Annotated in this window: 19 protein-coding genes and 1 pseudogene; 1 reads left to right on the top strand and 19 read right to left on the bottom strand. The window is 64.6% G+C overall.

Going from position 1 to position 20936, the window contains the following annotated elements:
* Positions 1-50: 50 nt before the first annotated feature.
* From aroE to EVC45_RS13580, 11 genes and pseudogenes are all read right to left on the bottom strand, one after another.
* On the bottom strand, positions 51-899 hold the full coding sequence (aroE, locus tag EVC45_RS13630; protein ID WP_129958501.1) for a shikimate dehydrogenase: 849 nt from the start codon (positions 897-899) through the stop codon (positions 51-53).
* A 42-nt stretch (positions 900-941) separates the two neighbouring features.
* Positions 942-2579 (bottom strand): NADP-dependent glyceraldehyde-3-phosphate dehydrogenase, encoded by a 1638-nt coding sequence (locus EVC45_RS13625; protein WP_129958500.1) that lies wholly within the window; start codon positions 2577-2579, stop codon positions 942-944.
* Between the two features lie 137 nt (positions 2580-2716).
* The gene (locus EVC45_RS13620; protein WP_129958499.1) at positions 2717-3670 is read right to left on the bottom strand and encodes an ABC transporter substrate-binding protein; all 954 of its coding nucleotides are present in this window, start codon (positions 3668-3670) and stop codon (positions 2717-2719) included.
* Positions 3671-3787: 117 nt separating this feature from the next.
* Positions 3788-4747 (bottom strand): annotated as a pseudogene (locus EVC45_RS13615) (ribose ABC transporter permease); the annotation flags it as partial.
* Positions 4748-4876: 129 nt separating this feature from the next.
* Positions 4877-6430, bottom strand: coding sequence for a sugar ABC transporter ATP-binding protein (locus EVC45_RS13610; protein WP_129958497.1), 1554 nt, complete (start codon positions 6428-6430; stop codon positions 4877-4879).
* The gene (locus tag EVC45_RS13605; protein WP_129958496.1) at positions 6417-7667 is read right to left on the bottom strand and encodes an ROK family transcriptional regulator; all 1251 of its coding nucleotides are present in this window, start codon (positions 7665-7667) and stop codon (positions 6417-6419) included. Before EVC45_RS13605 ends, EVC45_RS13610 begins: the two co-directional genes overlap by 14 nt.
* Before the next feature lie 365 nt (positions 7668-8032).
* A complete protein-coding gene (locus tag EVC45_RS13600; RefSeq protein ID WP_248295117.1) occupies positions 8033-9061 on the bottom strand; it encodes a hypothetical protein in 1029 nt (342 codons plus the stop codon).
* 49 nt (positions 9062-9110) lie between these two features.
* On the bottom strand, positions 9111-10592 hold the full coding sequence (zwf, locus tag EVC45_RS13595; RefSeq protein WP_129958598.1) for a glucose-6-phosphate dehydrogenase: 1482 nt from the start codon (positions 10590-10592) through the stop codon (positions 9111-9113).
* Positions 10593-10597: 5 nt separating this feature from the next.
* Complete coding sequence (locus EVC45_RS13590) at positions 10598-11536, bottom strand: carbohydrate kinase (RefSeq protein WP_129958495.1); 939 nt, start codon at positions 11534-11536, stop codon at positions 10598-10600.
* A 19-nt stretch (positions 11537-11555) separates the two neighbouring features.
* Positions 11556-11753: a hypothetical protein gene (locus EVC45_RS13585; RefSeq protein WP_129958494.1), complete on the bottom strand. Its 198-nt coding sequence runs from the start codon at positions 11751-11753 to the stop codon at positions 11556-11558.
* Positions 11754-12348: 595 nt separating this feature from the next.
* On the bottom strand, positions 12349-12552 hold the full coding sequence (locus EVC45_RS13580; protein ID WP_248295116.1) for a hypothetical protein: 204 nt from the start codon (positions 12550-12552) through the stop codon (positions 12349-12351).
* A gap of 560 nt (positions 12553-13112) precedes the next feature.
* Between EVC45_RS13580 and EVC45_RS13575 the strand changes: the two genes are divergently transcribed.
* The gene (locus tag EVC45_RS13575) at positions 13113-14027 is read left to right on the top strand and encodes a LysR family transcriptional regulator (RefSeq protein WP_129958493.1); all 915 of its coding nucleotides are present in this window, start codon (positions 13113-13115) and stop codon (positions 14025-14027) included.
* 21 nt (positions 14028-14048) lie between these two features.
* Here the strand turns inward: EVC45_RS13575 and mdcH are convergent, their stop codons facing one another.
* The 8 genes from mdcH to mdcA all read right to left on the bottom strand — a co-directional run bounded on the left by mdcH (position 14049) and on the right by mdcA (position 20863).
* Complete coding sequence (mdcH, locus tag EVC45_RS13570) at positions 14049-14981, bottom strand: malonate decarboxylase subunit epsilon (RefSeq protein WP_129958492.1); 933 nt, start codon at positions 14979-14981, stop codon at positions 14049-14051.
* A gap of 40 nt (positions 14982-15021) precedes the next feature.
* Positions 15022-15789: a malonate transporter subunit MadM gene (gene madM, locus EVC45_RS13565; RefSeq protein ID WP_129958491.1), complete on the bottom strand. Its 768-nt coding sequence runs from the start codon at positions 15787-15789 to the stop codon at positions 15022-15024.
* 14 nt (positions 15790-15803) lie between these two features.
* On the bottom strand, positions 15804-16199 hold the full coding sequence (madL, locus tag EVC45_RS13560; protein ID WP_129958490.1) for a malonate transporter subunit MadL: 396 nt from the start codon (positions 16197-16199) through the stop codon (positions 15804-15806).
* Positions 16200-16310: 111 nt separating this feature from the next.
* A complete protein-coding gene (gene mdcE / locus EVC45_RS13555; RefSeq protein ID WP_129958489.1) occupies positions 16311-17126 on the bottom strand; it encodes a biotin-independent malonate decarboxylase subunit gamma in 816 nt (271 codons plus the stop codon).
* Positions 17123-17974, bottom strand: coding sequence for a biotin-independent malonate decarboxylase subunit beta (locus EVC45_RS13550; RefSeq protein ID WP_129958488.1), 852 nt, complete (start codon positions 17972-17974; stop codon positions 17123-17125). The genes mdcE and EVC45_RS13550 overlap by 4 nt, the downstream gene beginning before the upstream one ends.
* Before the next feature lie 5 nt (positions 17975-17979).
* Positions 17980-18288, bottom strand: coding sequence for a malonate decarboxylase subunit delta (locus EVC45_RS13545; RefSeq protein ID WP_129958487.1), 309 nt, complete (start codon positions 18286-18288; stop codon positions 17980-17982).
* Positions 18288-19202 (bottom strand): triphosphoribosyl-dephospho-CoA synthase, encoded by a 915-nt coding sequence (locus EVC45_RS13540; protein ID WP_129958486.1) that lies wholly within the window; start codon positions 19200-19202, stop codon positions 18288-18290. The genes EVC45_RS13545 and EVC45_RS13540 overlap by 1 nt, the downstream gene beginning before the upstream one ends.
* Positions 19202-20863, bottom strand: a complete 1662-nt coding sequence (mdcA, locus tag EVC45_RS13535) for a malonate decarboxylase subunit alpha (RefSeq protein ID WP_129958485.1) — start codon at positions 20861-20863, stop codon at positions 19202-19204. The genes EVC45_RS13540 and mdcA overlap by 1 nt, the downstream gene beginning before the upstream one ends.
* Positions 20864-20936: the final 73 nt, after the last annotated feature.

Below are 20936 nucleotides of genomic sequence, written 5' to 3'. Positions count from 1 at the left end.
TTTAGCCGAGGCCATCAGGCTGTCCGCCGGCGAATGACCTGCCAGAGGACTCAGAGCTCGAGATCGAGGAGAGCCTGGCGCATGACCTGCGGATCCGCATCGAGTCCGGTCCAATACCGGATTCCGATCACGCCCTGGTTGACGAGCATGCCTAGCCCGTCCACGACGCGGCAGCCGCGTGCCTTGGCCGACCGTAGAAGGTTTGTGAGAGGCGGATTGTGGATCCCGTCCGCGACCACCATGTCGGCTCGCAGCGTATCGGGATCGATGTCGAGCGTTTGATCGACGTTCGGATACAGGCCCACTGACGTTGCATTGATCACGATGTCAGTGTCGGCCGGAATTCGAAACTTTTCGGGCCACGGTACGTAGGCTGCATCGGCCGGGGTCTGGCTCTGAAGGATCGCGGCGAGCGCTTCGCCACGCTCGCGTCCACGATTGACGATGCGGATTCGAGAAACGCCGGCTAGTGCCAACTCGACGGCGACCGCACGTGCCGCGCCACCCGCTCCGAAGATCAGAACCGACTTGCCGGCAGGGTCGATGACCTGGTTCAGTGCGGTCACGAATCCCTTGCCGTCGGTGTTTTCGCCGATCAGCGTGTCGTCGCGGCACACCACGGTGTTGACGGCTCCGATGATCCGGGCCGACTCGCCCAGCTGGTCGAGGTGATCGATGACCGCGACCTTATGCGGGATCGAGCAATTGAAGCCGCGCCAACCCATCGCGCGTGCGCCCCGCACGGCGTCACCCAGGCGATCCGGATGAACCTCGCAGTTCAGATAGCGCCAGTTCAGACCCAACTGGCGATATGCCGCCTCGATCATGACGACGGTGGGGTTTTCCGCGGCCGGCATCGCGAACGAGCCGGTCAACGGATGAAGGAAGTCGTGAGTCATCGTGGTTAGCCTCGCGTGAACGATGAAAGATGCTTGCAGCGCTCAAAAGATGAAGTCGGTGTTGATGAACTTCGATTGATGCTCACGCACGATCGTATTGAGCAGCACCTTGTTCGGCTCGGTCAGTTTGGCTGCGATCATCGAACGAATCGAAAACGCGCGCAGCGCGTCGCTGACGGAGAGCGTGCCTTCCGCCGAATCCTTGCGCCCCGCGAACGGGAACACATCCGGTCCGCGCTGACACTGGCAGTTGATGTTCACGCGGCAGACCTGGTTGACCAGCGGATCCACCAGCGCACCGATCTGCGCGGTGTCGTTTCCGAAAATGCTCACCTGTTGACCGTGATCCGACGTGATCACGTAGTCGAGCGCCTCCTCGACCGAATCGAAGTTCGTCACCGGGACGACCGGACCGAACTGCTCCTCCCGGTACAGCTTCATACCTTCGCGCACGGGATAGACGACAGCCGGGTTGAACAGCGTGCTGCAAAACGCGCCGCCCCCCTCGTTGACGACGCGCGCACCCTTTGCCACGGCGTCTTCGATCGCCTCTGTCATGTAGGCAGTCCGGTGCGGCCCAGGCAAGGGCGTGATGTGCACGCCGGCTTCCCAGGGCATGCCCATCTTGAGGCGCGCCAATTCAGCGGTGAAGCGTTCGAGAAACGCATCGACGACGCTGCTGTGCACGATCAGCATCTTGAGGGCGGTGCAGCGCTGTCCGTTGAATGACAGTGCGCCGAGCAGGCATTCCCTGACCGCGAGATCCAGGTCGGCGTCGGGCAGCACGATGGCCGCGTTCTTCGCGTCGAGGCCCAGCACTGCGCGCAGTCGGTGCGATTTGGGGTGCTGTTTTTTCAGATGGTCCGCCACGCGGCTGGAGCCAATCAATGCGAGCACGTTGATCTTGCCCGAGGCCAGCATGCGTGGCACGACCAGCTGACCCGGCGCGTAGATGGTGTTGACCACGCCGGCTGGAAACGCGTCGCGAAAGACTTCGAGCAGCGGCTCGAATAGAAGGGTGCCGTATTGAGGCGGTTTCAGGACCACCGTATTGCCCATCAGCAAAGCCGGGATCAGCGTGCAGAACGTCTCGTTGAGCGGGTAGTTGTACGGCCCCATGCACAGCACCACGCCTAGCGGCGTGCGGCGGACCTGACCGATGGTTCCCTCGACGACCATGAATCGCGAATGATCATTTTCAACGTCCTTCAGGGCCTCGATGGTGGCCTGAATGTACTCGATGGTCCGATCGAATTCCTTGCGCGAGTCGGCGAGGCTCTTGCCGATTTCCCACATGAGCATGTTGACGACCGTCTGGCGGCGCTCGACCATGCCTTTGACGAACGCCTGCATGCAGCCGATACGGGCAGCGACCGTCATCGTCGGCCATTGACCGCGGCCGTTGTCGTAGGCGGCGACCGCGGCATCCAGCGCGGCATCGCTTTGTGCCTCGCCCATCAACGGGTAACTGCCGATCTCCACCTGGGCGACTGCGCCGGTCGCGGGGGCGCGTGTGCAGACTGGCGACAGCACGGTTTTGCACGGGCCGTCCCATGTCAGTATCTGCCCGCCAATCAGGTAGCCGCGCTGATGGACGGGGGCGGCCAGCCGTTGTTCCGACGGAATGTCGTCGAGCGTGGGGAAATGCTGAGCGAGTCGCGCATTGTGATCGGTCGTCATCAGAGCTCCGAAGGCGGTGGGAACGTTCATTGAGGCTCGGGTGCAAATAGGGTGGAGAAAATGTCGAACAAACCGCGCGAATGGACGGATGGGTGCGCGTGCAGCGCATCCATCCGTCCAACGCCAGTCAAAGTCGCTCAGTGCTGCGACGACCAGCCCTTGTAGCCGCTGACGTTATCGCGCGTGATGAGCTGGGGCGTCATCTGGATCATCGGATTGGCGGGGTTCTTGCCGTTCATGATGTCGTAGCCCGTCTGCACGGCCGTTTGCGCCATCTTCCACGGATCCTGGCTCGCCGAAGCCTGCACCAGCGTATCGGTCTTCAGCGCCGCTTCGATATCGGGTGCACCGTCCACCGACGTGATCACGATGTTGTTGCGATGCAGCTGCTTGGCGGCAAGATCGCTGCCCACGGCCTGCGGATCGTTGATGGTGAAGACGCCGGCGAGTTGCGGGAAGCGCGTCAGATAGCCCTGCATCGTGTTCATGCCGCCTTCGCGCGAACCTTTGCCGTCCTGGTCGTCGGAGAGGATCTTGATGCCCGGCGATTTCGCGAGCACCTGCTTGCAGCCGGTCACGCGGTCGATCACGGCCGAGACCTGCGGTCCGTTCTCGATGATCACGTTACCCTTGCCGTTGATCTTCTTCACCAGGTACTCGCACGAGATCTCGCCGGCCTTCACGTTGTCGGTCTGCACGGTGGCGTTGGCGCCTGCCGCGGCCACGTCCACGGCCACCACCACGATGCCCGCCGCGCGGGCCTTGCGCACGGCAGGCTCGATCGCCTTCGGATCCGAGGCATTGAGCAGGATCATGTCGACGTGGGCCGAGATGAAGTTGTCGATCTGCGTGAACTGCTTGTTCAGGTCGTAGTCGGCGGACACGGCGGTCACTTTCGCATTCGGGTTGATCTGCTTCGCCTTCGCTTCCGCGCCCTGCACGATGGTCACGAAGTAGGGATTGCCCAGCGAGCCTACGGTGACGCCGATCGACTTCAGTTGCTTGTCGGCGGCGTGCGCGCCTTGCAGCGCAAAGCCGAGTGCCAGGGAGGCAGCGGCGCGAATAGCGATGGCGGTCGTTTGCTTGAACATGACTATGTCTCCAGAAGGTCCAGTTGATGTGTGTAATGCGCGGGTGCAGGAGGACCGCCTGTGCGCGCTTTTCGGGTATGAAAGTTCGAGGTTTGGAACGTTAGCCGGCAGCGCACTTCAAGTACGCGCCGAGCCGCGCTGGCGATAGCGGTCGAGCGCCACGGCGCCCACGATCACGAGGCCCTTGATGATGTATTGCCAGATGTCGGAGACGCCCAGCAGCACCAGACCGTTCGACAGCACCGCGATGATCAGCGCGCCGATCAGCGTGCCGACGATCGAGCCCACGCCGCCCACGAAACTCGTGCCGCCCAGGATCACCGCGGCGATCGCGTCGAGTTCGTACGACTGGCCGAGCTGCAAGCCGTTCGCGGCGTACAGACGGGCGGCCGACATCACCGCGCCGAGGCCGGCGAGCAGGCCCGAGACCGCGTAGACGAACATCTCGATGCCCCAGACCTTGATGCCCGACAGGCGTGCCGCTTCGGGGTTGCCGCCCACGGAGTAGATGTGCAGGCCGAGCACCGTGCGACGCAGCACGAACCACGAGACGCCTACCACCACGAGCGCGATGATCACGAGCCAGGGCACCCCGAACAGCGTGCCGTTACCGATGAAGGCGAACGACAGTTGCGGATTGAAGATGGTGGTGTCGTGGCCGATCAGGCGAGCGATGCCGCGCACCGCCGTGAGCGAGCCGAGCGTGACGATGAAGGGCGGCAGGCGCAGCAGCGAGATCAGCGCGCCGTTGACGACGCCGAAGCCGATGCCCACGGCGAGCGCGGCGGGAATACCGAGCCAGCCCCAGCCGGGGATCGTCGAGCAGAGCATGGCCACGACCGCCGACGCGGCGAGGATCGAGCCGACCGACAGGTCGATGCCGCCCGTCAGAATGACGAAGGTCATGCCGGCGGCGAGCACGATGTTGATCGACGCCTGCTGCGTGACGATCGAAAGATTCTCGAGCGTGAAGAAGCCGCCGTTGAGCAGCCCAAAGCCGATGCACAGCAGCACCAGCACGGGCAGCATGCCCGCCGTGCGCATCAGGGACTTCATGCGGGCGCGATGACCGTCGACGGCCGTGCTGGGACGCGTGGCCTGGACGGGTTGTGCGGGATTGACGGACGACGGCGCAGCGCCATGGCGGGGAAGAATGCTCTTCATGATGTAGTGCTCCTCAATATCTCTTCGACGGGTGCGACAGAATCAGGCGGCCTCGTCCAGCGCGGCTTGCGAGCCGGTGGCGAGTTCGATGATGGCTTCCTGGGTGATGGGCTTGCCGGTGTAGCCGCCCAGCTCTCCGGCGAAAACGCCTTCGCGCATGACGAGCACGCGGTCGGCCACGCCAATGACCTCGGGCAGTTCGCTCGAAATCACGATGATGCCCACGCCGGTTTTGGCGAGGTCGTTGATGATGCGGTAGATCTCCGACTTCGCGCCGATGTCCACGCCGCGGGTCGGTTCGTCGAGAATCAGCACGCGCGGCTTGGTTTCCAGCAGACGTGACAGCAGCACCTTCTGCTGATTTCCGCCCGACAGCGCGCCCACGTTTACGCGGGGGCTCGGCACACGAATCGACAGCGAACTGATCGAGTCCTTCGCGCGCGACGAGCCCCGTGCGAGATCGAGCACACCAAAGCGCGCGTCGCGTCCTGCCACCGCGACGTTGATGTTGTCGCGCACGCTCATGTCGAGAAACAGACCCTGATGTTTGCGGTCTTCGGTCAGATAGACGAGGCCGGCGTCGATGGCATCGCGCGGTCCGTGTACGTGCAGCGTGCGGCCGTCGATGGAGATCTCGCCGCGGGCGCGCTGCTCCGCGCCGAAGATGAGGCGCGCGAGTTCGGTGCGGCCAGCACCCACGAGGCCCGCAATGCCGAGCACTTCGCCCGAATGCAGGTCGAGACTGCAGCCGCGCACGCGCTTCTCGTCGGCCACATCGCGTACGGTGAGCACCACGTGGCCCGGGTCGTAGGGCGCATGCTGCTTCTTGTAGAAGCCCGAAATATCGCGGCCCACCATCATGCTCACGAGGCTTTCGGCGCTGAGCTCGTCGCGCATCAGCGTACCGACGTAGGTGCCGTCGCGCAGCACGGAAACGCGGTCGGAGAGCTCGTAAATCTCGGCCATGCGGTGGCTGATGTAGATGATCGCGAGCCCTTCCTCGCGCAGCTGGCGGATCAGCTTGAAGAGGCGCTCGGTCTCCCGAGAGGAGAGCGGCGTGGTGGGTTCGTCCATCACGATGATGCGCGCGTCGCTGTGCACGGCGCGTGCGATCTCTACGAGTTGGCGCTCGGCGATCGACAGCGAACCTACCAGCGTCGTCGGCCCGAAGGTGGCGCCCAGACGCGTGAGCACGTCTTCGCAGCCGCGCTCCATGGCGGCGCGGTCGACCATGCCGAAGCGGCCGCCGCCGCGGCGCAGTTCGCGCCCCGCGTGAATGTTTTCGGCGACCGATAGATTCGGCGCGAGGCTCAGTTCCTGATAGATGACGGCCACGCCCAGCTCGCGCGCGGCGAGCGGCCCGTCGATCACGACCGTCTTGCCGTCGATGAGGATCTCGCCGCCGGGATCGGCCTGATAGGCGCCCGACAGAATCTTCATGAGCGTGGATTTGCCCGCGCCGTTCTCGCCCATCAGCGAGTGCACCTCGCCGGGCCAGACCGACAGGCGCACCTTGTCGAGTGCGCGTACACCGGGGAACGTCTTGCTGATGCCCCGCATTTCCAGCAGCGGGGGCGTCGACTCAGAGCGCGACATGGCTCACCTCCTGCGTTTGTGCGCGGGCGCCCACCAGGATGCCTGCACGTGGCGAAAAGTTGAAGAACATGGGAAGCGTGGCGGCGCCAAGCGCGCCCGCATCGGGCCCGAAGGTGCCGCGCACGAGGGTGGGGGTGCCGCGTGCCTCCGGTGCGGTGGCCGCAACGGCCACGTGCAGGCGCTGCATCAGCGTGCCGATGAGGCCCGCGTCCACGTCGGCGTCGAGCACCACGGCCGGCACGTCGAGCACGCACAGCGAGGAACGCAGCGCGGGCGCGAGCGCGTCGATACAGTCGTCGAGCCATTCGTCGACCGCCGGATGGCGACGCGCGATGCAAGCTTCGATGTCCGCGCGGTTATCGACCTTCTCGCCGTGGTACTGCAGATGCCGGCGCAGCGCGATCAGCGAGGCGCGCGAGAGCAGGATGTCCCACCTGGCCGACGGCTTGTGCGCCGAGGGCAGCGCGCTCGGCGGGACGGGCATCATGCCGAAGTCGGCCGCGTTGCCGGTGAGGCCGCGCACACAGTCGCCGTCGATGGCGATGCCGCCGCCGATCGCCGCGCCGAGAAAGAGGTAAAGGAAGTCGTCGCGCTGGCGACCGCAGCCATAGAAGATTTCGGCGATGACGGCGGCGTTGCCGTCGTTCTCGCTGAACACGGGCAGCCCGAGCGCGCGGCTCAGCTCGTCGCCGAAATCGACGTCGCTCCACGCACGAAACGTGTCGGCGGGCAGGCCCAGCTCGCTTAGCCAGCTGTCGAGGTTGTAGGGTTGCGCGACGCCGATACCCGCGAGACGGCTGCGCTCGGTTTTGCTCAGCAACCCCGAAAGCTCACGAATATCCTGCTGGACGATTTGCTGCGCCACGGCAGGCTGCGGCAGCAGCATGTCGTGCGAGCGGCGCTCGATCATGTGGCCCGCGAAGTCCACCAGCACGGTTTCGATATTGGTCCGGTCGAGGCGCACGCCAAGCGCAAACGCGCCGCGCGGCGAAAGACGCAGCAGCGAGGCGGGCTGTCCGCGTCCGCCGTCCAGACGCCGCCCGGTCATCTCGATCAGGCCACTTTCCGTCAGCGACGTGATGATGCTGCCCACGGCCGTGCTGGTGAGATTGGCAAGGCGGGCGAGATCGGCCTTCGACGCTTCGCCGGCGCGCCGCAGCGCCTGCAGCAGCAGGCGCTCGTTGAAGCGGCGGACATTGGCCGAGTTGCTGCCCTGGCCCACATGCGGACTTCTCACGTGTCTCCTCCGGTTGTGCCGGCAGCCCGGGTCGGCTTGCTGGCGCATTAATTAAATCAAGATGATTTATTTAATGCCGGAAAGAGGCGCGTGTCAGCCTGGGGAAATCCCGGTTATGGGGCGGGCACGCACCAATTTGCAGTGGAGTAGGCACTTCATGACATGCACGTCGTGCGTCGGGTGGTCTCGGATGCTGTGACGTGTAGCGTGCGTTGGCCCCACATGCAGCCGCGTGCGGGGTGCTCATCGGTGTTCGATGAAATGGCGGATCGGGCGCAAAGGCTCTGCGCGTTTGCGCCCGCAATCGAGCGGAAACGCCTTCGCAGATTGGACAAGCGAAATCGTTGCTCAGGCGTCGCCTGCCTTCATGGCGTCACGACCTCGAATCGATAAGCGATCTCAACCGGTCGGCCTGGCTCGATCGGGACCGCGGTTGGAATTCCTCTCGCATTGATCGGGTTTGCCGCTAGCGACGGACGGCAGCCCAGCTCGAACGCGCTTGCCACCGGCTCGACACCGAGGCACAGGTTGCGGCCGTTCCAGGGGCTGTGAGTGCGGCCGCGATTGCTGATCCACAACAGCAGCGATGGGAGTATGGAAGCGTCCCACGTTAGCCGATACCCAACGCGGGACTCTTCGTTCGTCAGCGTGACCGCCCCATCGACTCCGCAAAGCTGAACGATTTCTTCGGTATCGTGAGCGAAGGGGAGGCGGTCGAACGCCGCCGTTCCTCCAGTGCGCAGCGGGACGTTGTCGAGTTGCTCGAAAACTGCGCCCGGCGCGGCATGCGACACGCCTGGTTCAGGGCCGCCCGGATGCACGACGCCAAAACGAAACCTGCCCGGATGGATCTGCAGCGCGCCGGGCATCGATGGCAGCGCCAGATTCGGATGCAGTCCAAGCGGGCGTCGCGTCTTGCGGCGAGCCTCGACCCTCACGGAGAAGTCGATTGCCGGGGCATCGGGGTCCGCGCGGATCACGCGAACGACACGGGCGATCGACGACGAGGCCGGATACTCGAGCGCGATCTCGATCGACAGGTCTGTTTGTCGCACGAGGGTCCATTCACCCACGCAGACGTAACCATGCAGCAGGTCGTCACTCGAATCGAGCGAGGCATCGTGTTCGTCGACCGACGCGGCAAGGCTTTTCTGCCAGCTTGTCGTGACGCTCTCAGGCGACCAGGGCACCCCAAACGGAACACATGGAAATTCGCTTCTGAGCTGGCCGAGCAGTCCTGCCTGCTCAGGTGTGCCATCGTCGAGCCACGGGGCCTCGTAAAACGGCTGCACGCGCTCGTCGCCGTGGCGTAGCGAAATACCACCGAGCATTCCGCCTTTGGCGTGAACGTTGAAGGAGCCGTGAGGCCATTCGAGGTGCCAGATTTTGTCCATGCTTGTCGTCGTGACAGGAAAAGGGGAGCGTCGTATCCGGCCGGCGCAATTAGTTTTCTTCTTCTGGCCAGCAGGTGTTGTGTCGTGCCAGTAACGCGCTGGACGCAGCCGGGCCCCATGTGCCGGATGCGTAGGGTTTCGGCGGGCTTGCCTGCGTGCCCCAGTCTTCGATGATCGGTGCGACCCAGCGCCATGCCGCCTCCTGTTCGTCACGCCGCACGAAGAGGGCAAGCCGCCCGCCGATCACATCGAGCAGCAAGCGCTCGTAAGCTTCCATGCGGTCCTGCTGGAAGAATTCATCGAAGGCGAGATCCAGGTGCACGCCTTGCAGGGTCATCCCCATGCCGGGCTGCTTGGCGAGGGCGCTGAGGCGAATCGACTCGTTCGGCTGCAAACGGATCGTCAGCCGGTTCGAACCCGGGCGCAGGGCGGTCGGCCCTAAGGCCGAGTGCGGCACCGGCCGGAAATTGACGACGATCTCAGCAACGCGTCCCGCGAGTCGCTTGCCGGTGCGCAGAAAAAACGGCACGCCTGCCCAGCGCCAGTTTTCCACCTCGACTTTCAGTGCAACGAATGTCTCGGTCGTACTGCCTGGCCTGACGCCAGCCTCCGCGTGATAGGCGCATACGGGCGTGTTCCTGATGGCGCCTGGGTGATATTGACCGCGCACCACGCTACGGCGGATTTCATCGGCAGGCAGCGGTTTGAGCGCGCGCAGCACGCGCAGTTTTTCGTCACGCACCGCGTCCGCATCCATCGATCCCGGTGGCTCCATCGCTATGATCGAAAGCAACTGCAGCAGGTGGTTCTGCACCATATCGCGCAACGCACCCGTTTGATCGTAGAAGTTGCCGCGGCCTTCGACGCCCAGTTCTTCGGCCACGGTGATCTGAATGCTTTCGACCCATTCGCGGCGCCATAATGGTTCGAATAACGAATTACCAAAGCGCAGCGCGAGCAGGTTCTGAACCGCTTCCTTGCCGAGATAGTGGTCGATCCGGTAAATCTGGTCTTCGTTGAAGATCTGGCCGACCGCGTCGTTGATTGCGTTGGACGATTCCAGATCGTATCCGAGCGGTTTTTCCAGCACGATGCGGGAGCCTTCGCTGAGCCCGGCCGATGCCAGCGCGCCGCAGATCGGCACGAACAGCGCAGGTCCCGTCGCCAGATAGAAAATGCGCCGTCCGCTTGCCGTACCGAGCGCGTCGCGCAGCACGGAGTACGTTTCCGGCCGGCTGGCGTCGAGCTCCACGTAGGCGATGCGCTCAAGAAAGCTCCGCCACGTTGCATCGTCGATCGAGGCTCCCGCGACGTGGGGTTTCACGTGTTCTCGAACCCATTGCAGGTAGCCGCCGGTATCGAGCGCCGTCTGCGCGACGCCGACGATCCGGCCATCGGGTGCGAGCAGACCGTCGCGGTGCGCCGCGAAAAGGGCGGGCAAGATCTTGCGCATCGCAAGGTCGCCTGTGCCGCCGAACAGGACGAAGACGAAGGGGGAGTGGTCGGACCCGGTAGTAGAGCGTTTGGTCATGGCATTCAGGGGTGGAAGTCGATGCAAGGACTTTCAGCGCCAACCAGCGCTGCAACGTCGTCCAATAGCGGGGCATAGGCTCCTTGCCGCGCGCAGGTTGCCGCGGCACACGCGGCGGAGAACTCCAGATGAGAGGCTAACGAAGCGTCGGGCCGCGCGAGCAGACTCGCCAGCCATCCGCCGAAGCAGGCGTCGCCGCAGCCGACCGTGTCGATCACCTGTGTCGCGAACGCCGGCTGGAACAGCACCTCCCGCGCCGTGAACAGTCGCATGCCTTCAGCGCCGCGCGTCAGCAGGATTGACGCGGTTGGAGCCCACGCGCGCAGTTGAGCGAGCGCGGTGGCTTCGTCCAGTTCCGGGAACAGGCCTCGAAGATCCTCGTCCGACACCTTGATATAGCTGGCGAGCCCGGCCATGCGGCGCAGTGTGCTTCGGTACGTGGGACCGGCCATCAGATCGCGGTAGTTCGGATCGAACGAGATCCGCTTGCCGGCCGCGTGGGAGGCTTCCGCGATCTCCAGAAGGTGCGCTGCCAGCGGTTGCCGGACCAGACTGAGCGAGCCGAAGTGAACGATCCGGGCCGCGTCCATCCAGCCGGAGGGCAACGCATCGACGTCAAAAGCAAGGTCGGCGCTGTTCTCGCCGACAAAGAAATATTGCGGCGGATGCCTGGAGACGACCATGGCGAGAAACGGCGCGCGCTCGACCTGGCGGGTGAAGCGCATGTCGAGCCCCGCCTGCCGGCTGTGCTGTATCAACTTATCGCCGAAGGCATCGCGGCTAACGGTGCCGGCGAAACCGGTGGGCACGCCGAGGCGCGCGCCCACGCGTGCGACGTTCCAGCACGATCCGCCGGGCGTGCTACGCCAGCGCTGGTTATCTTCGCGGATAAAGTCGGTCAGTGCTTCACCGAACACGACCAGTTTGGGGAGGTTCGTCGTCATTCTGACTCCGTGCGTCGTTTCAATCTGGCGATGCAGGCTGCTGCTTGCGCCGCGGCCTGAAACGGTCGATCAGGCCGTGCAGGGCGGCCGCTTCAAGCGAAAAGGGCGCAACGCGATCATGATCGTTGGCGAACAGCTCGCTGATCGAACCGTGCGCAAAGCTTGCGTGATGCGCGGCGAACGCGCGCCATGTAGGTGACTGGGTAAGCGTCGACATGTCTTACGGTCTCCTGATTGTCGTAAAGAAAATCGATTCGGTGCCGACGCCGCGCGGTCAGGCGACGCAGGCAACACGCCGAGATCGCCCGCGTTGCTGCTTGCGCCGCGCATGCAATGGCCGCCGCCGACGGCAATGCCGCCGCCGACGGCAATGCCGCCGCCGACGGCAATGCCGCCGCCCGACGACGGTGCTGATCAGATTCGCGCGCGCCGCGGATCTTTCACGAATCTCTTCCGCCGACCGTGCAATCGCAGCGACTAAATCAATCCAGTTGATTTATTTAAACCTGCTATCGAACGCATGTCAGCCCAGGGAAATCCCGCACCCAGACGACATCCAATGTGTCGCCATCGATGAAGACAAACCTGAGGATCGACGGCAATGGCACGAGCGACATCGCCGCAAGCGTGACAGCGTTGCGGGGGCGCTCATCGTGGCGGCGGGGGGAGTGGTGGACCGATTCGGCCGCGTCAAGGTGACGTACGTTGGAGCTGCGCGATGGAGCGAAGCTCATGCAAATCGCGGATTCAACAGGTGCCGCTTCAGCCCGACACCCGCATCCAGACTCCGCTCACCTGCAGGTACCGCTCACCTACGGGATCTGAGAAAGACTTCGCTTCGCCTCCAGCAGGTGAATCAGCAATTGATCCCGCTGGCGAAGCATTTCTGGAAAGTCGTACGACTGCAGTTCCGTATCGACGCCGCTCGCAATCGACTCGATGTAGTCGTCTGTCTCGGGATACCTGCCCAGGTCTCTGTCCCACTCGCGCTGGGCCGCGCCAAGATGCTGCAGCACATGCGTGATGCCGCCGGCTCCTCCGGAAGCGTGAAGGTTGAGAAACGGACCGAGCAGTGCCCAGCGCAGTCCTGGGCGGGGATTCGCAAAGCGCGTCCTGAGATTGGGGCAATCGCTGATGTCTGGCTTGCCCGCGGTAGAACTGGCATACCAAGTCCGGGATCGCGACCTTCGTCATGCCAGCCGGAGTACACTGATTTTTGCGGCGTCGTTACCGCAGAAGGAGGTCGAGATGAGATTCGCCGAAATGTTCAGGCGCTCGAGGCGGGGCGCCAAGGTCGATCAACCAGCCGGCGGAGAGCCGCACGATGATCACGGGAAGTCGGCACAAAAGGAAGCGAGAAAACAGTGGGACGTAGTGGGCCGCAATCGTCACAAGAACGCGAAGTGGCAATAGCACACAACGACTGCGCCCGGGATCCGGGCGCAAAGCGAAAATCCCTGACGGTCTTCGTCGAAACGGATGCGGAGCGTCAGTCGCTACGTGGCCCGGCGCGCCTGCGCCCGGTCGGGTGAATGGAGCTTCACTCAGCGTCATTCCAACAAATCCAGAGCCCAAGATGCCCGACCGAATCGACGACGAGATCACTTTCCGCAAGCTGGAAGTCCTGCTCGCGTTCATGGAGACAGGGAACCTGTCAAAGGCGGCTGAAGCCTTGAACGTGAGCACGGTGAGCGTGCATCGGGCGCTGCACTCGCTCGAACAGGGCGTGCGCTGCGCGCTGTTCCGGCATGAGGGCCGCAATCTGAAGTCGACGGAAGCGGCGCAGATGCTCGCCGACGTCGCACAGGAAGTGCTGACGCTGATGTCCGATGGTATCCGCGCAACGCGAGAGGCCGCGGGCTATTCATCGGACCGGCTGAAGATCGGCTCGCTGTATTCGCTGACCATCAAGACCGTGCCCGGCATCGTTGTCGATCTGAAGGTGCGGCGGCCGGCCCTTCAGGTCGAACTCGCGCTCGGCTCGAATGCCGAGCTGCTCGACAAGCTGAAACAGGGCGCAGTCGACGCGGCGCTCATGGCCGTGCCTGAGGGCGAGCCCGAAGTCGATTCGTTGCCGCTCTTCGAAGACGACATCTTTTTCGGGGCGCCCGCGAACTCGCGCTTTGCGAATCAGCAAGCGATCGATCTGCGGGATTGCCGCGACGAGACATTCGTGTCGCTCGGCGAGGGTTTCGTCACGTATCACGGCTTTCTGGACGCGTTTCGGGTGGCGGATTTCACGCCGAACGTGACCATGAAGGTCGGAGATATCTTCTCGCTGATGAATCTGGTGGGCGGCGGGGTTGGCTACACGCTGTTGCCGGGCCGCGTGCGCGGCGTGTTCGGCGACAAGGTGCAATTCATTCCGCTCAAGCCGCAGTATCTGATGCGCCAGACCATCGGCGTCAGCTATCTGCGCGCGCGTGAGCGCGATCCGAATCTGCTTGCGCTGATGGCGGTTTGTCGCCTGCGGACCCGCAACGCCGACTGAGGCCCACGCGTCGTTCAGCCGTCACGCGTGAGCGTGTTCGCGCTCGATGAGCATGCAAAGGTCCGGCAATGCGGTCTCGCTGCTGCTCGCCGCGATGCCTTCATTGAAGGTCGTGCGGGTCATGCGGGTCAATACGTTGCCGCACGGCATCTCGATCGCGAGGCGGGCGCCGCGCTCCCACGCGAGCCGCATCGTGTCGTACCAGCGCACCTGCCGCGCCATGTTGGCGGCAAGATCGACCGAGATGCGTCGACCGTCGAACAGCGGCCGCGCCGCACTGCTGCTCAGATACACCTTGCGAGGCGCATGCACGGTGACCGGCGCGAATGCTTCGGCGAGCGCGGCCGCTGGCTCGTCGAGCAACGCGCAATGGGATGGCACCGCGACGTGGAGCCGCTCGCAGCGTTGCGCGCCATCCTCGAGCGCAAGCGCAGCCAGTTCCTGCATCGCGGTGTCGCTGCCGGCAATCACCATCTGTGTTTCGGCATTCAGGTTAGCGAGGAAGACAGGCGTGGCCGCGCGGTTGACCCGCGCGATCAGAGCTTCGAGCGGCCGCTGTCTGAGGCCGACGATCGCTGTCATCCCGTAGCCGCTCGGGTACGCGCGTTCCATCAACTGGCCGCGCAGTGCAACGAGTCTGACGGCATCCGCATAGCGCAGCGCGCCGGCCGTGACCGCGGCCGGATAGGCGCCGATAGACAGACCGGCGACGATGTCGGGTTCGCAGCCGCACGCACTCAGCACGCGCGCCTGTGCGACGCCCGCGATCAACAGGCATAGCTGAACGGCGATGGTCGAGCGCAGAGAAGTGGCGTCATCGAGCGAGCGGACGTCGTAGCCGAGCGTATCGCTGGCCTCTTCGAGTGCGCGGCACGTTTCGACATGATCGGGCAGCATCGCCAGCATGCCGCTCTTTTGCGAGCCCTGGCCGGGGAAGGTGAACAGCGTGCTCATGATGTTTGCGATAAAGACGGGGCGAGAGCGAGCCTTTTGCTCACGCGCCCACCAACGCTCTCGTCGCGAAGAACAGCACCGACGGTCCGAGCAGGCACCCCACACCCGTATGAAACGTCGCGATCAATGCGCCATACGGCACGAGCCGCCGGTCGGTGGCGGCGAGTCCCGCGCTGACGCCGCTGACGGTGCCCGCGAGGCCGCCGAAGATCATCGCGGAGCGGGGCGTCTTCAGTCCCATGAAGTTGGCCGCGATCGGCGTGCCGATCATCACGATGATCGCCTTGATCAGGCCGGTCGCGATGCTGAGGGCGATCACGTCCGAGCTGGCGCCGATCGCAGCGCCCGTCACCGGCCCGACGATATACGTGACGGCGCCTGCACCGATGGTCGTCATGCTGACCGCGTCGGTGTAGCCGAACGCATGCGCGATGCTCGCGCCGACGATGAACGGCAACAGCGTGCCGAGCAGCAGCGACACCGCGCCGATGAGCCCGGCCTTGCGCGCCTCGTTGGCCTGCACTTCGAAGGCGGTGGCGACGATGGCGAAATCGCGCAGCATCGCACCGCCCATCAGTCCGACACCCGTGAAAAGCGGCAAATCAGCGAGCCCTTTCTGTCCGCCCGTGAAGACGCCGCCGACATACGCGAGCGCGAGACCGATCACGATCGCGATGGCCGAGCCGTGCACGCGTCCGCGCGTCAGCGTGCGCGAGATCGCCGACGACACCCACATGATCAGCCCCACCAGCGCGAACGACGTAACAAGGCCGTTCTGCATGAATACTTTTTCGAGCATGTGCAACATGATGACCTCCGGCTTCAGATTTCTTCGAGCTGCGGCGCGTTCACGAGCGAAGTGCTGTCGCGACCGGTGCGTGAAAGGACGGCGATGCAGCACGCGCAGACCGCCGCGGCGCCGAGTGCCGAAAGCAGCGCAACGGGACCGCCCTTGATCGCCGCCACGACGTTCTGATTCGCTGCCATCGCGACGACCACGGGGATGTACATCGCGCCCCAGAAGCCGACACCCGCTTCGGTTTCTTTCGGCAGCAGACCTTTTCCATGCAGATAGAGGCGCAGAAAGATCAGCAGCAGCATCGCGATGCCGACACCGCCGACATTCGTCTTGACGCCGATCGCGACCCCGAGCAGGTCGCCGAGAAAAAGTCCGGCCAGGTGGCAGAACGCGAGCAGGGCGGTTCCGTAGATGATCATGTTGCTGTCTCCGATGATTGATTTCGTTGACCTCTGATGGGTCGTGGCTGGCCGGTGAAGCTGCCTCGACGCGGTGTTTAGTGCCGCATCGGGGCCAAGGTCAGGGCGGCTTCAACGCCATTGCTCGCGCAGCTTTTGCCGTACCGTCGCCGATGCCGCGCGGTGCGGGCTTGCCAGCCGCCCGGCGAGGCCACGCGATGGGTCGGTGCGAATGTCGTCGAGCGCCGCGCGAAGTGCCGTTTCGATCGATGCCTGATCCGCACCGCTGGGTGCATCCGCGTTGCTCACGCTCAGGAGCTTCCACAACAGTCCGAGGGACGCATAGTTGTCGATGTCGTAGGCCATCGGCGGTACCTTGGCGGTGAACGACTCGAGATCGGCCACTGAGCGCAACGTGATGCGCGCAGCGGATTCCTTGCCCATCGCGTGGACCATTACCTGTGAATCCGCCAGCGCGATCAGCCGGTTCGCCTGATAGCCATGCGCGAGAAACGCACCCGACATCGCGCGCCCGACGATCAACCCGATCACCGGATGACCGGCCAGCCGTGCGCTCGCGTACGCATCAGCGGCGCCGGCCAACGCCTGATGAATCCCATAGGCCTCTTCGCGCCGCCCATACGCCTGGCTGGCGACGTCGATGATCGCGACGATTGCGCGCTTGCCGTCGCGCGCCGCGTCGGCGTCGACCACTTCGCGCACTGCCCGTGCGAGTTCCCATCCCTCGATCAAGCCGATCTCGCCGCGGCGTGCGCGCGCAAACGGATTGTCCGGATCGGGCACCACCGCGATATAGCGCGCCGGGGATTCGCCGAGGCGCGCATCGGCCACCCGCACCGAAGGCGGAAAGCCCTGCCGCAGCGGCGCGCTATTCGTGAGCGCGTCGAGCCAGACGGCGCCCCGTGCGGAGAGTTGCTGTGTGCTCATGACTGAAATCCCTTGCCGTAGGCGGCGACCACTTGCTCCGGGGTAACCTGCGCGCCCGGATCGATTTCCGACAGCCGTTGCAAAAAGCCGGCGACCCGTTCGCTACGGCACATCGGCGGACGTCCGCTGCGAAACAGTTCGATGACGGCCGCGCGGATCGCATCGGTGTCATCGGCTGCGTAGATGTCGACGAGCCCGGTGCGGTGACGCTGCTCGCAACCGGTGAAGCTCCAGATCATCGGCCGGTCCCGCGAGTCGAATTCGGCGATGCCGGCCTCCTGTTCGATGACCGCCGGTCCGTTCAACCCAAGTCGCGCTTCGCGCGTGCCGATCAGATAGCTGCAGAGTCCCGCCGAGATCGACATGCCGCCATAGCAGCCGATCGGCCCGGCAGTGATGCCGATCACCGGCTGATAGCGCCGCAGGTCCACGATTGCAGCGTGAATCTCCGCAATCCCGGCGAGCCCGAGATTGGCCTCCTGCAGGCGCACGCCACCAGTCTCGAACAGGATCACCGCGCGCGTCGGGATGCCGTTGCGGTTGTCGTCGGCGGCGAGTTCGAGGCTGCCCGCGATCTTCGCCGCCGACACTTCACCCATGCTGCCGCCCTGGTAGCCGCCATCGATGGCGAGCACGACAGCGGGCTGGCCGTCGATCCGTCCTTTGGCGACCACGGTGCCGTCGTCAGCCTGCGTGACGATTCCTTGCCGCGCGAGCCACGGCGAGCGCACGCGCTCGAACGGATCGAGCAGTTCATTGAAGCTGCCCGGATCGAGCAGTCTCCTTGCCCGGCTGCGCGCGTCGAGCTCGATGAAGCTCTGACGCTCGAGCAGTTGCTGTATATCCATGATCGTCATGCTCCGCCCGTTGATTGCAATTGTTCCAACACCTGGCCGATGCGCATCTGCACGACCCCGGGCGTCGCGCCGGAGTCGTTGATCTCCAGCTTCGCGGCCGGCAGCGAGCCGTCGCCGAAAATGCGCTCCAGCACGGCTTCCCATACATGCGCCTTGCCGTCGACCGAAGTCGTGATGTTCACGACAGTACGATGCGGCTCGTTGGCTTCGAGCAGGACTTCGAGATCGCCCGACGCGACTACGCCGGCCGCTGCACGGCGTTGCGCGGGCGCGCCCGCCGCAAATTCGAGAACGATGGTTTCCATCAGATTTCCTGTGTGTGAGTCGTATAGGGCCTGGTCGTGGCCGCGCCTTCAACCTGGAGCCGGTCGAGAAAGAGGGTGGCGGCGAGCAGATCGGCGGCGCCGCCGGGCGACACGTGCAGTTCGACCAGACGCCGATCCAGTGCCTTCAGATGACGGCGGCCGGACAGCGCAGCGGCCCCGCCGTTGGCAAGCACGCGCCGCGCACCGCTTTGCATCTCGGCGAGTGCGCCGCGGCCGCCGCGAGCCAGCACGCAGGTGTCGTCGAGGCTCGCCATCACGGCGAGCAGCGCATTCAATCGGGCGGCGGTTTCGCTGTCGCCGCGGCTGCGCGAGCGGGCGAGTTCGGGGAGCGCGACTTGCACGACGTGCGGAAAACCGGCCTGCGCCTGGCCACGCGCGCCGCCGACGTTGTAGTCGACGCATGCCCGCTCGCCTTTGTGGCCGGTCTGCAGCGGCGCGTGCCGGTCGGCGATGCGGGCGATCTCGCCAGCGCGTGCGGCGATCGCATCGGCCGCGAGGTCATTTGGTTCGCGTGCGGCTGCCGTCACCAGCAGTCCGAGCGCCCAGATCGCGCCCCGATGCGTGTTGACGCCCTGCGTCGCGTCCATCATCCGTGCTTCGCCGTCGCGGCCGATCGCGCCGATGCGCTCACGCAATTCAGGCAGCGGCCGCGTTTCGATGCCGGCCCGTGCGAGCTCCGCGAAGGTCGGCTGCAGCGCCAACGCGGATTGCCACATCAGCTTCCAGTCGAGATCGTGATGCGCGCCCTGGCTTCGAATATCGACGAGTCCGGGTTTGGGCGCGAGCGTCACTTCGTCGATCAGCGCACCGACCACCTGCGCGCCGAAGTGCGCGGCAAGGTCGAACGAAGCGCGTTGCAGCGGCGCGCAAACCATGGCGAGGTTCTCGCGCATCACCAGCTCCGGTAACGTGCGGGCGGCTCGTACAGGCCGTCCGACCAGTCGACGAGATCAGCGACGCTCTTCGCGGCCAGCAGCGACCGGTTCGCTTCGCTGCGGTGAATGCCAAGGTCCTCGGGGAGCGCGATCAGACCATCGCGCCGCAGGGCTGCGCGTTTTTCCGCGCTGCTCGCAAGGCCGATCGGTGTCACGCCCGCGACGGCCGCGATCATCTCCTTGCGTTGTTCGAGCGAGCCCGCCTTGTACAGATAGGCGATGCCTTCCTCGGTCAGCACATGCGTGACGTCGTCGCCGTAGATCATCACAGGCGCGATCGGCATGCCCGATTCGCGTCCGACTTCCACCGCGTCGAGCGTGTCGACGATGGTCGGCTGGGCGCCGGCCTGAAAGGTCTCGACCATCTGCACGACCAGCTTGCGGCCACGCTCGAGCGGGTTGTCGGTTTGCAGCAGATCCAGCCAGGCGGGCGTCGCATGACGCCGGCCGCGCGGATCGTGGCCCATGTTGGGCGCACCGCCGAAGCCCGCGAGTCGTCCATGCGTGACGGTCGACGAATTGCCTGCGCCATCCATCTGCAGCGTCGAGCCGATGAACATGTCGACCGCGTACTGGCCGGCGAGCTGCGACATCGCGCGATTCGAACGCATCGAGCCGTCGCGTCCCGTGAAAAAGACATCGGGCCGTTGCGCGACATAGGCATCCATGCCGAGCTCGCCGCCGAAGCAATGCACGCTGTCGACCCAGCCGGTCTCGATCGCGGGGATCAGCGTCGGATGCGGATTGAGCGTCCAGTGCCGGCAGATCTTGCCCTTGAGCCCGAGTTTCGCGCCGTAAGTGGGCAGGATCAGCTCGATCGCGGCCGTATTGAAGCCGATGCCGTGGTTCAGCGATTGCACCTGATGCCGCTCGTAGATGCCGCGAATCGCCATCATCGCCATCAGTACATGGACCGGCGTGATCAGGCGCGGGTCGCGCGTGAACAGCGGCTCGATAAAGAACGGCTTGTCCGACTGGACCACGAAGTCGACCCACGAACCGGGAATGTCGACGCGCGGCAGGTCTTTCGGATCATCGACGATCTCGTTGACCTGCGCGATCACGATGCCGTCGCGAAAGGCTGCGGATTCGACGAGCGCCGGCGTGTCTTCGGTGCTTGCGCCGGTATAGAGATTGCCGTCGCGATCCGCCTTGTAGCCCGCGACCAGCACGACGTTCGGCGTCAGATCGACATAGAGCCGCCCGTACAGTTCGATATACGTGTGGATGGCGCCGATTTCGAGGATGCCGTCCTGCAGGAACTGCGAAATGCGCAGGCTTTGCGCGCCGGCGAAAGCGAAATCCAGCTTGCGGGCGATGCGTCGCTCGAACAGGTCCAGATGCTCGGCACGGCTCACGCTCGGAATGATCAGATGCAGGTCGTGAACGATTTCCGGATCGACTTTCGCGAGCGAGCGCGACAGGAAGTCCGCCTGCTTCTGGTTGTTGCCTTCGAGGACCACGCGGTCTCCAGGGGCAATCAGGTATTGCAGGACGTCGACGATGCGATCGGTGGGCAGGACCGCGCCGTCCGCGATCGACGCGACCCGCGCGATGCGCCGTTGCTTTTCCGCGCGGCGTGTCGCCCAACGGGACTGGAACTGACTTTGACTGGACATGTGGGCTCTCGCTCAGGACATGAGGCGAGTCTAGGGAGCGACGGACACGCATTCAATAACGCTCCGGATGCGA

It is taken from the genome of Paraburkholderia sp. UYCP14C (assembly GCF_004197395.1).
GTDB lineage: Bacteria > Pseudomonadota > Gammaproteobacteria > Burkholderiales > Burkholderiaceae > Paraburkholderia.
This window is presented reverse-complemented; position numbering and strand designations above follow the sequence as displayed.

Bases quoted from the DNA above. Each gene is read 5' to 3' on its own strand.
- mdcA (WP_129958485.1), bottom strand. From the start codon at position 20,863: ATGTCCAGTCAAAGTCAGTTCCAGTCCCGTTGGGCGACACGCCGCGCG.
- EVC45_RS13600 (WP_248295117.1), bottom strand. From the start codon at position 9,061: ATGGACAAAATCTGGCACCTCGAATGGCCTCACGGCTCCTTCAACGTT.
- EVC45_RS13625 (WP_129958500.1), bottom strand. From the start codon at position 2,579: ATGACGACCGATCACAATGCGCGACTCGCTCAGCATTTCCCCACGCTC.
- EVC45_RS13540 (WP_129958486.1), bottom strand. From the start codon at position 19,202: ATGCGCGAGAACCTCGCCATGGTTTGCGCGCCGCTGCAACGCGCTTCG.
- EVC45_RS13545 (WP_129958487.1), bottom strand. From the start codon at position 18,288: ATGGAAACCATCGTTCTCGAATTTGCGGCGGGCGCGCCCGCGCAACGC.
- EVC45_RS13585 (WP_129958494.1), bottom strand. From the start codon at position 11,753: ATGTCGACGCTTACCCAGTCACCTACATGGCGCGCGTTCGCCGCGCAT.
- mdcE (WP_129958489.1), bottom strand. From the start codon at position 17,126: ATGAGCACACAGCAACTCTCCGCACGGGGCGCCGTCTGGCTCGACGCG.
- zwf (WP_129958598.1), bottom strand. From the start codon at position 10,592: ATGACCAAACGCTCTACTACCGGGTCCGACCACTCCCCCTTCGTCTTC.
- EVC45_RS13590 (WP_129958495.1), bottom strand. From the start codon at position 11,536: ATGACGACGAACCTCCCCAAACTGGTCGTGTTCGGTGAAGCACTGACC.
- mdcH (WP_129958492.1), bottom strand. From the start codon at position 14,981: ATGAGCACGCTGTTCACCTTCCCCGGCCAGGGCTCGCAAAAGAGCGGC.
- EVC45_RS13620 (WP_129958499.1), bottom strand. From the start codon at position 3,670: ATGTTCAAGCAAACGACCGCCATCGCTATTCGCGCCGCTGCCTCCCTG.
- madM (WP_129958491.1), bottom strand. From the start codon at position 15,789: ATGTTGCACATGCTCGAAAAAGTATTCATGCAGAACGGCCTTGTTACG.
- EVC45_RS13575 (WP_129958493.1), top strand. From the start codon at position 13,113: ATGCCCGACCGAATCGACGACGAGATCACTTTCCGCAAGCTGGAAGTC.
- madL (WP_129958490.1), bottom strand. From the start codon at position 16,199: ATGATCATCTACGGAACCGCCCTGCTCGCGTTCTGCCACCTGGCCGGA.
- EVC45_RS13610 (WP_129958497.1), bottom strand. From the start codon at position 6,430: ATGTCGCGCTCTGAGTCGACGCCCCCGCTGCTGGAAATGCGGGGCATC.
- EVC45_RS13550 (WP_129958488.1), bottom strand. From the start codon at position 17,974: ATGGATATACAGCAACTGCTCGAGCGTCAGAGCTTCATCGAGCTCGAC.
- aroE (WP_129958501.1), bottom strand. From the start codon at position 899: ATGACTCACGACTTCCTTCATCCGTTGACCGGCTCGTTCGCGATGCCG.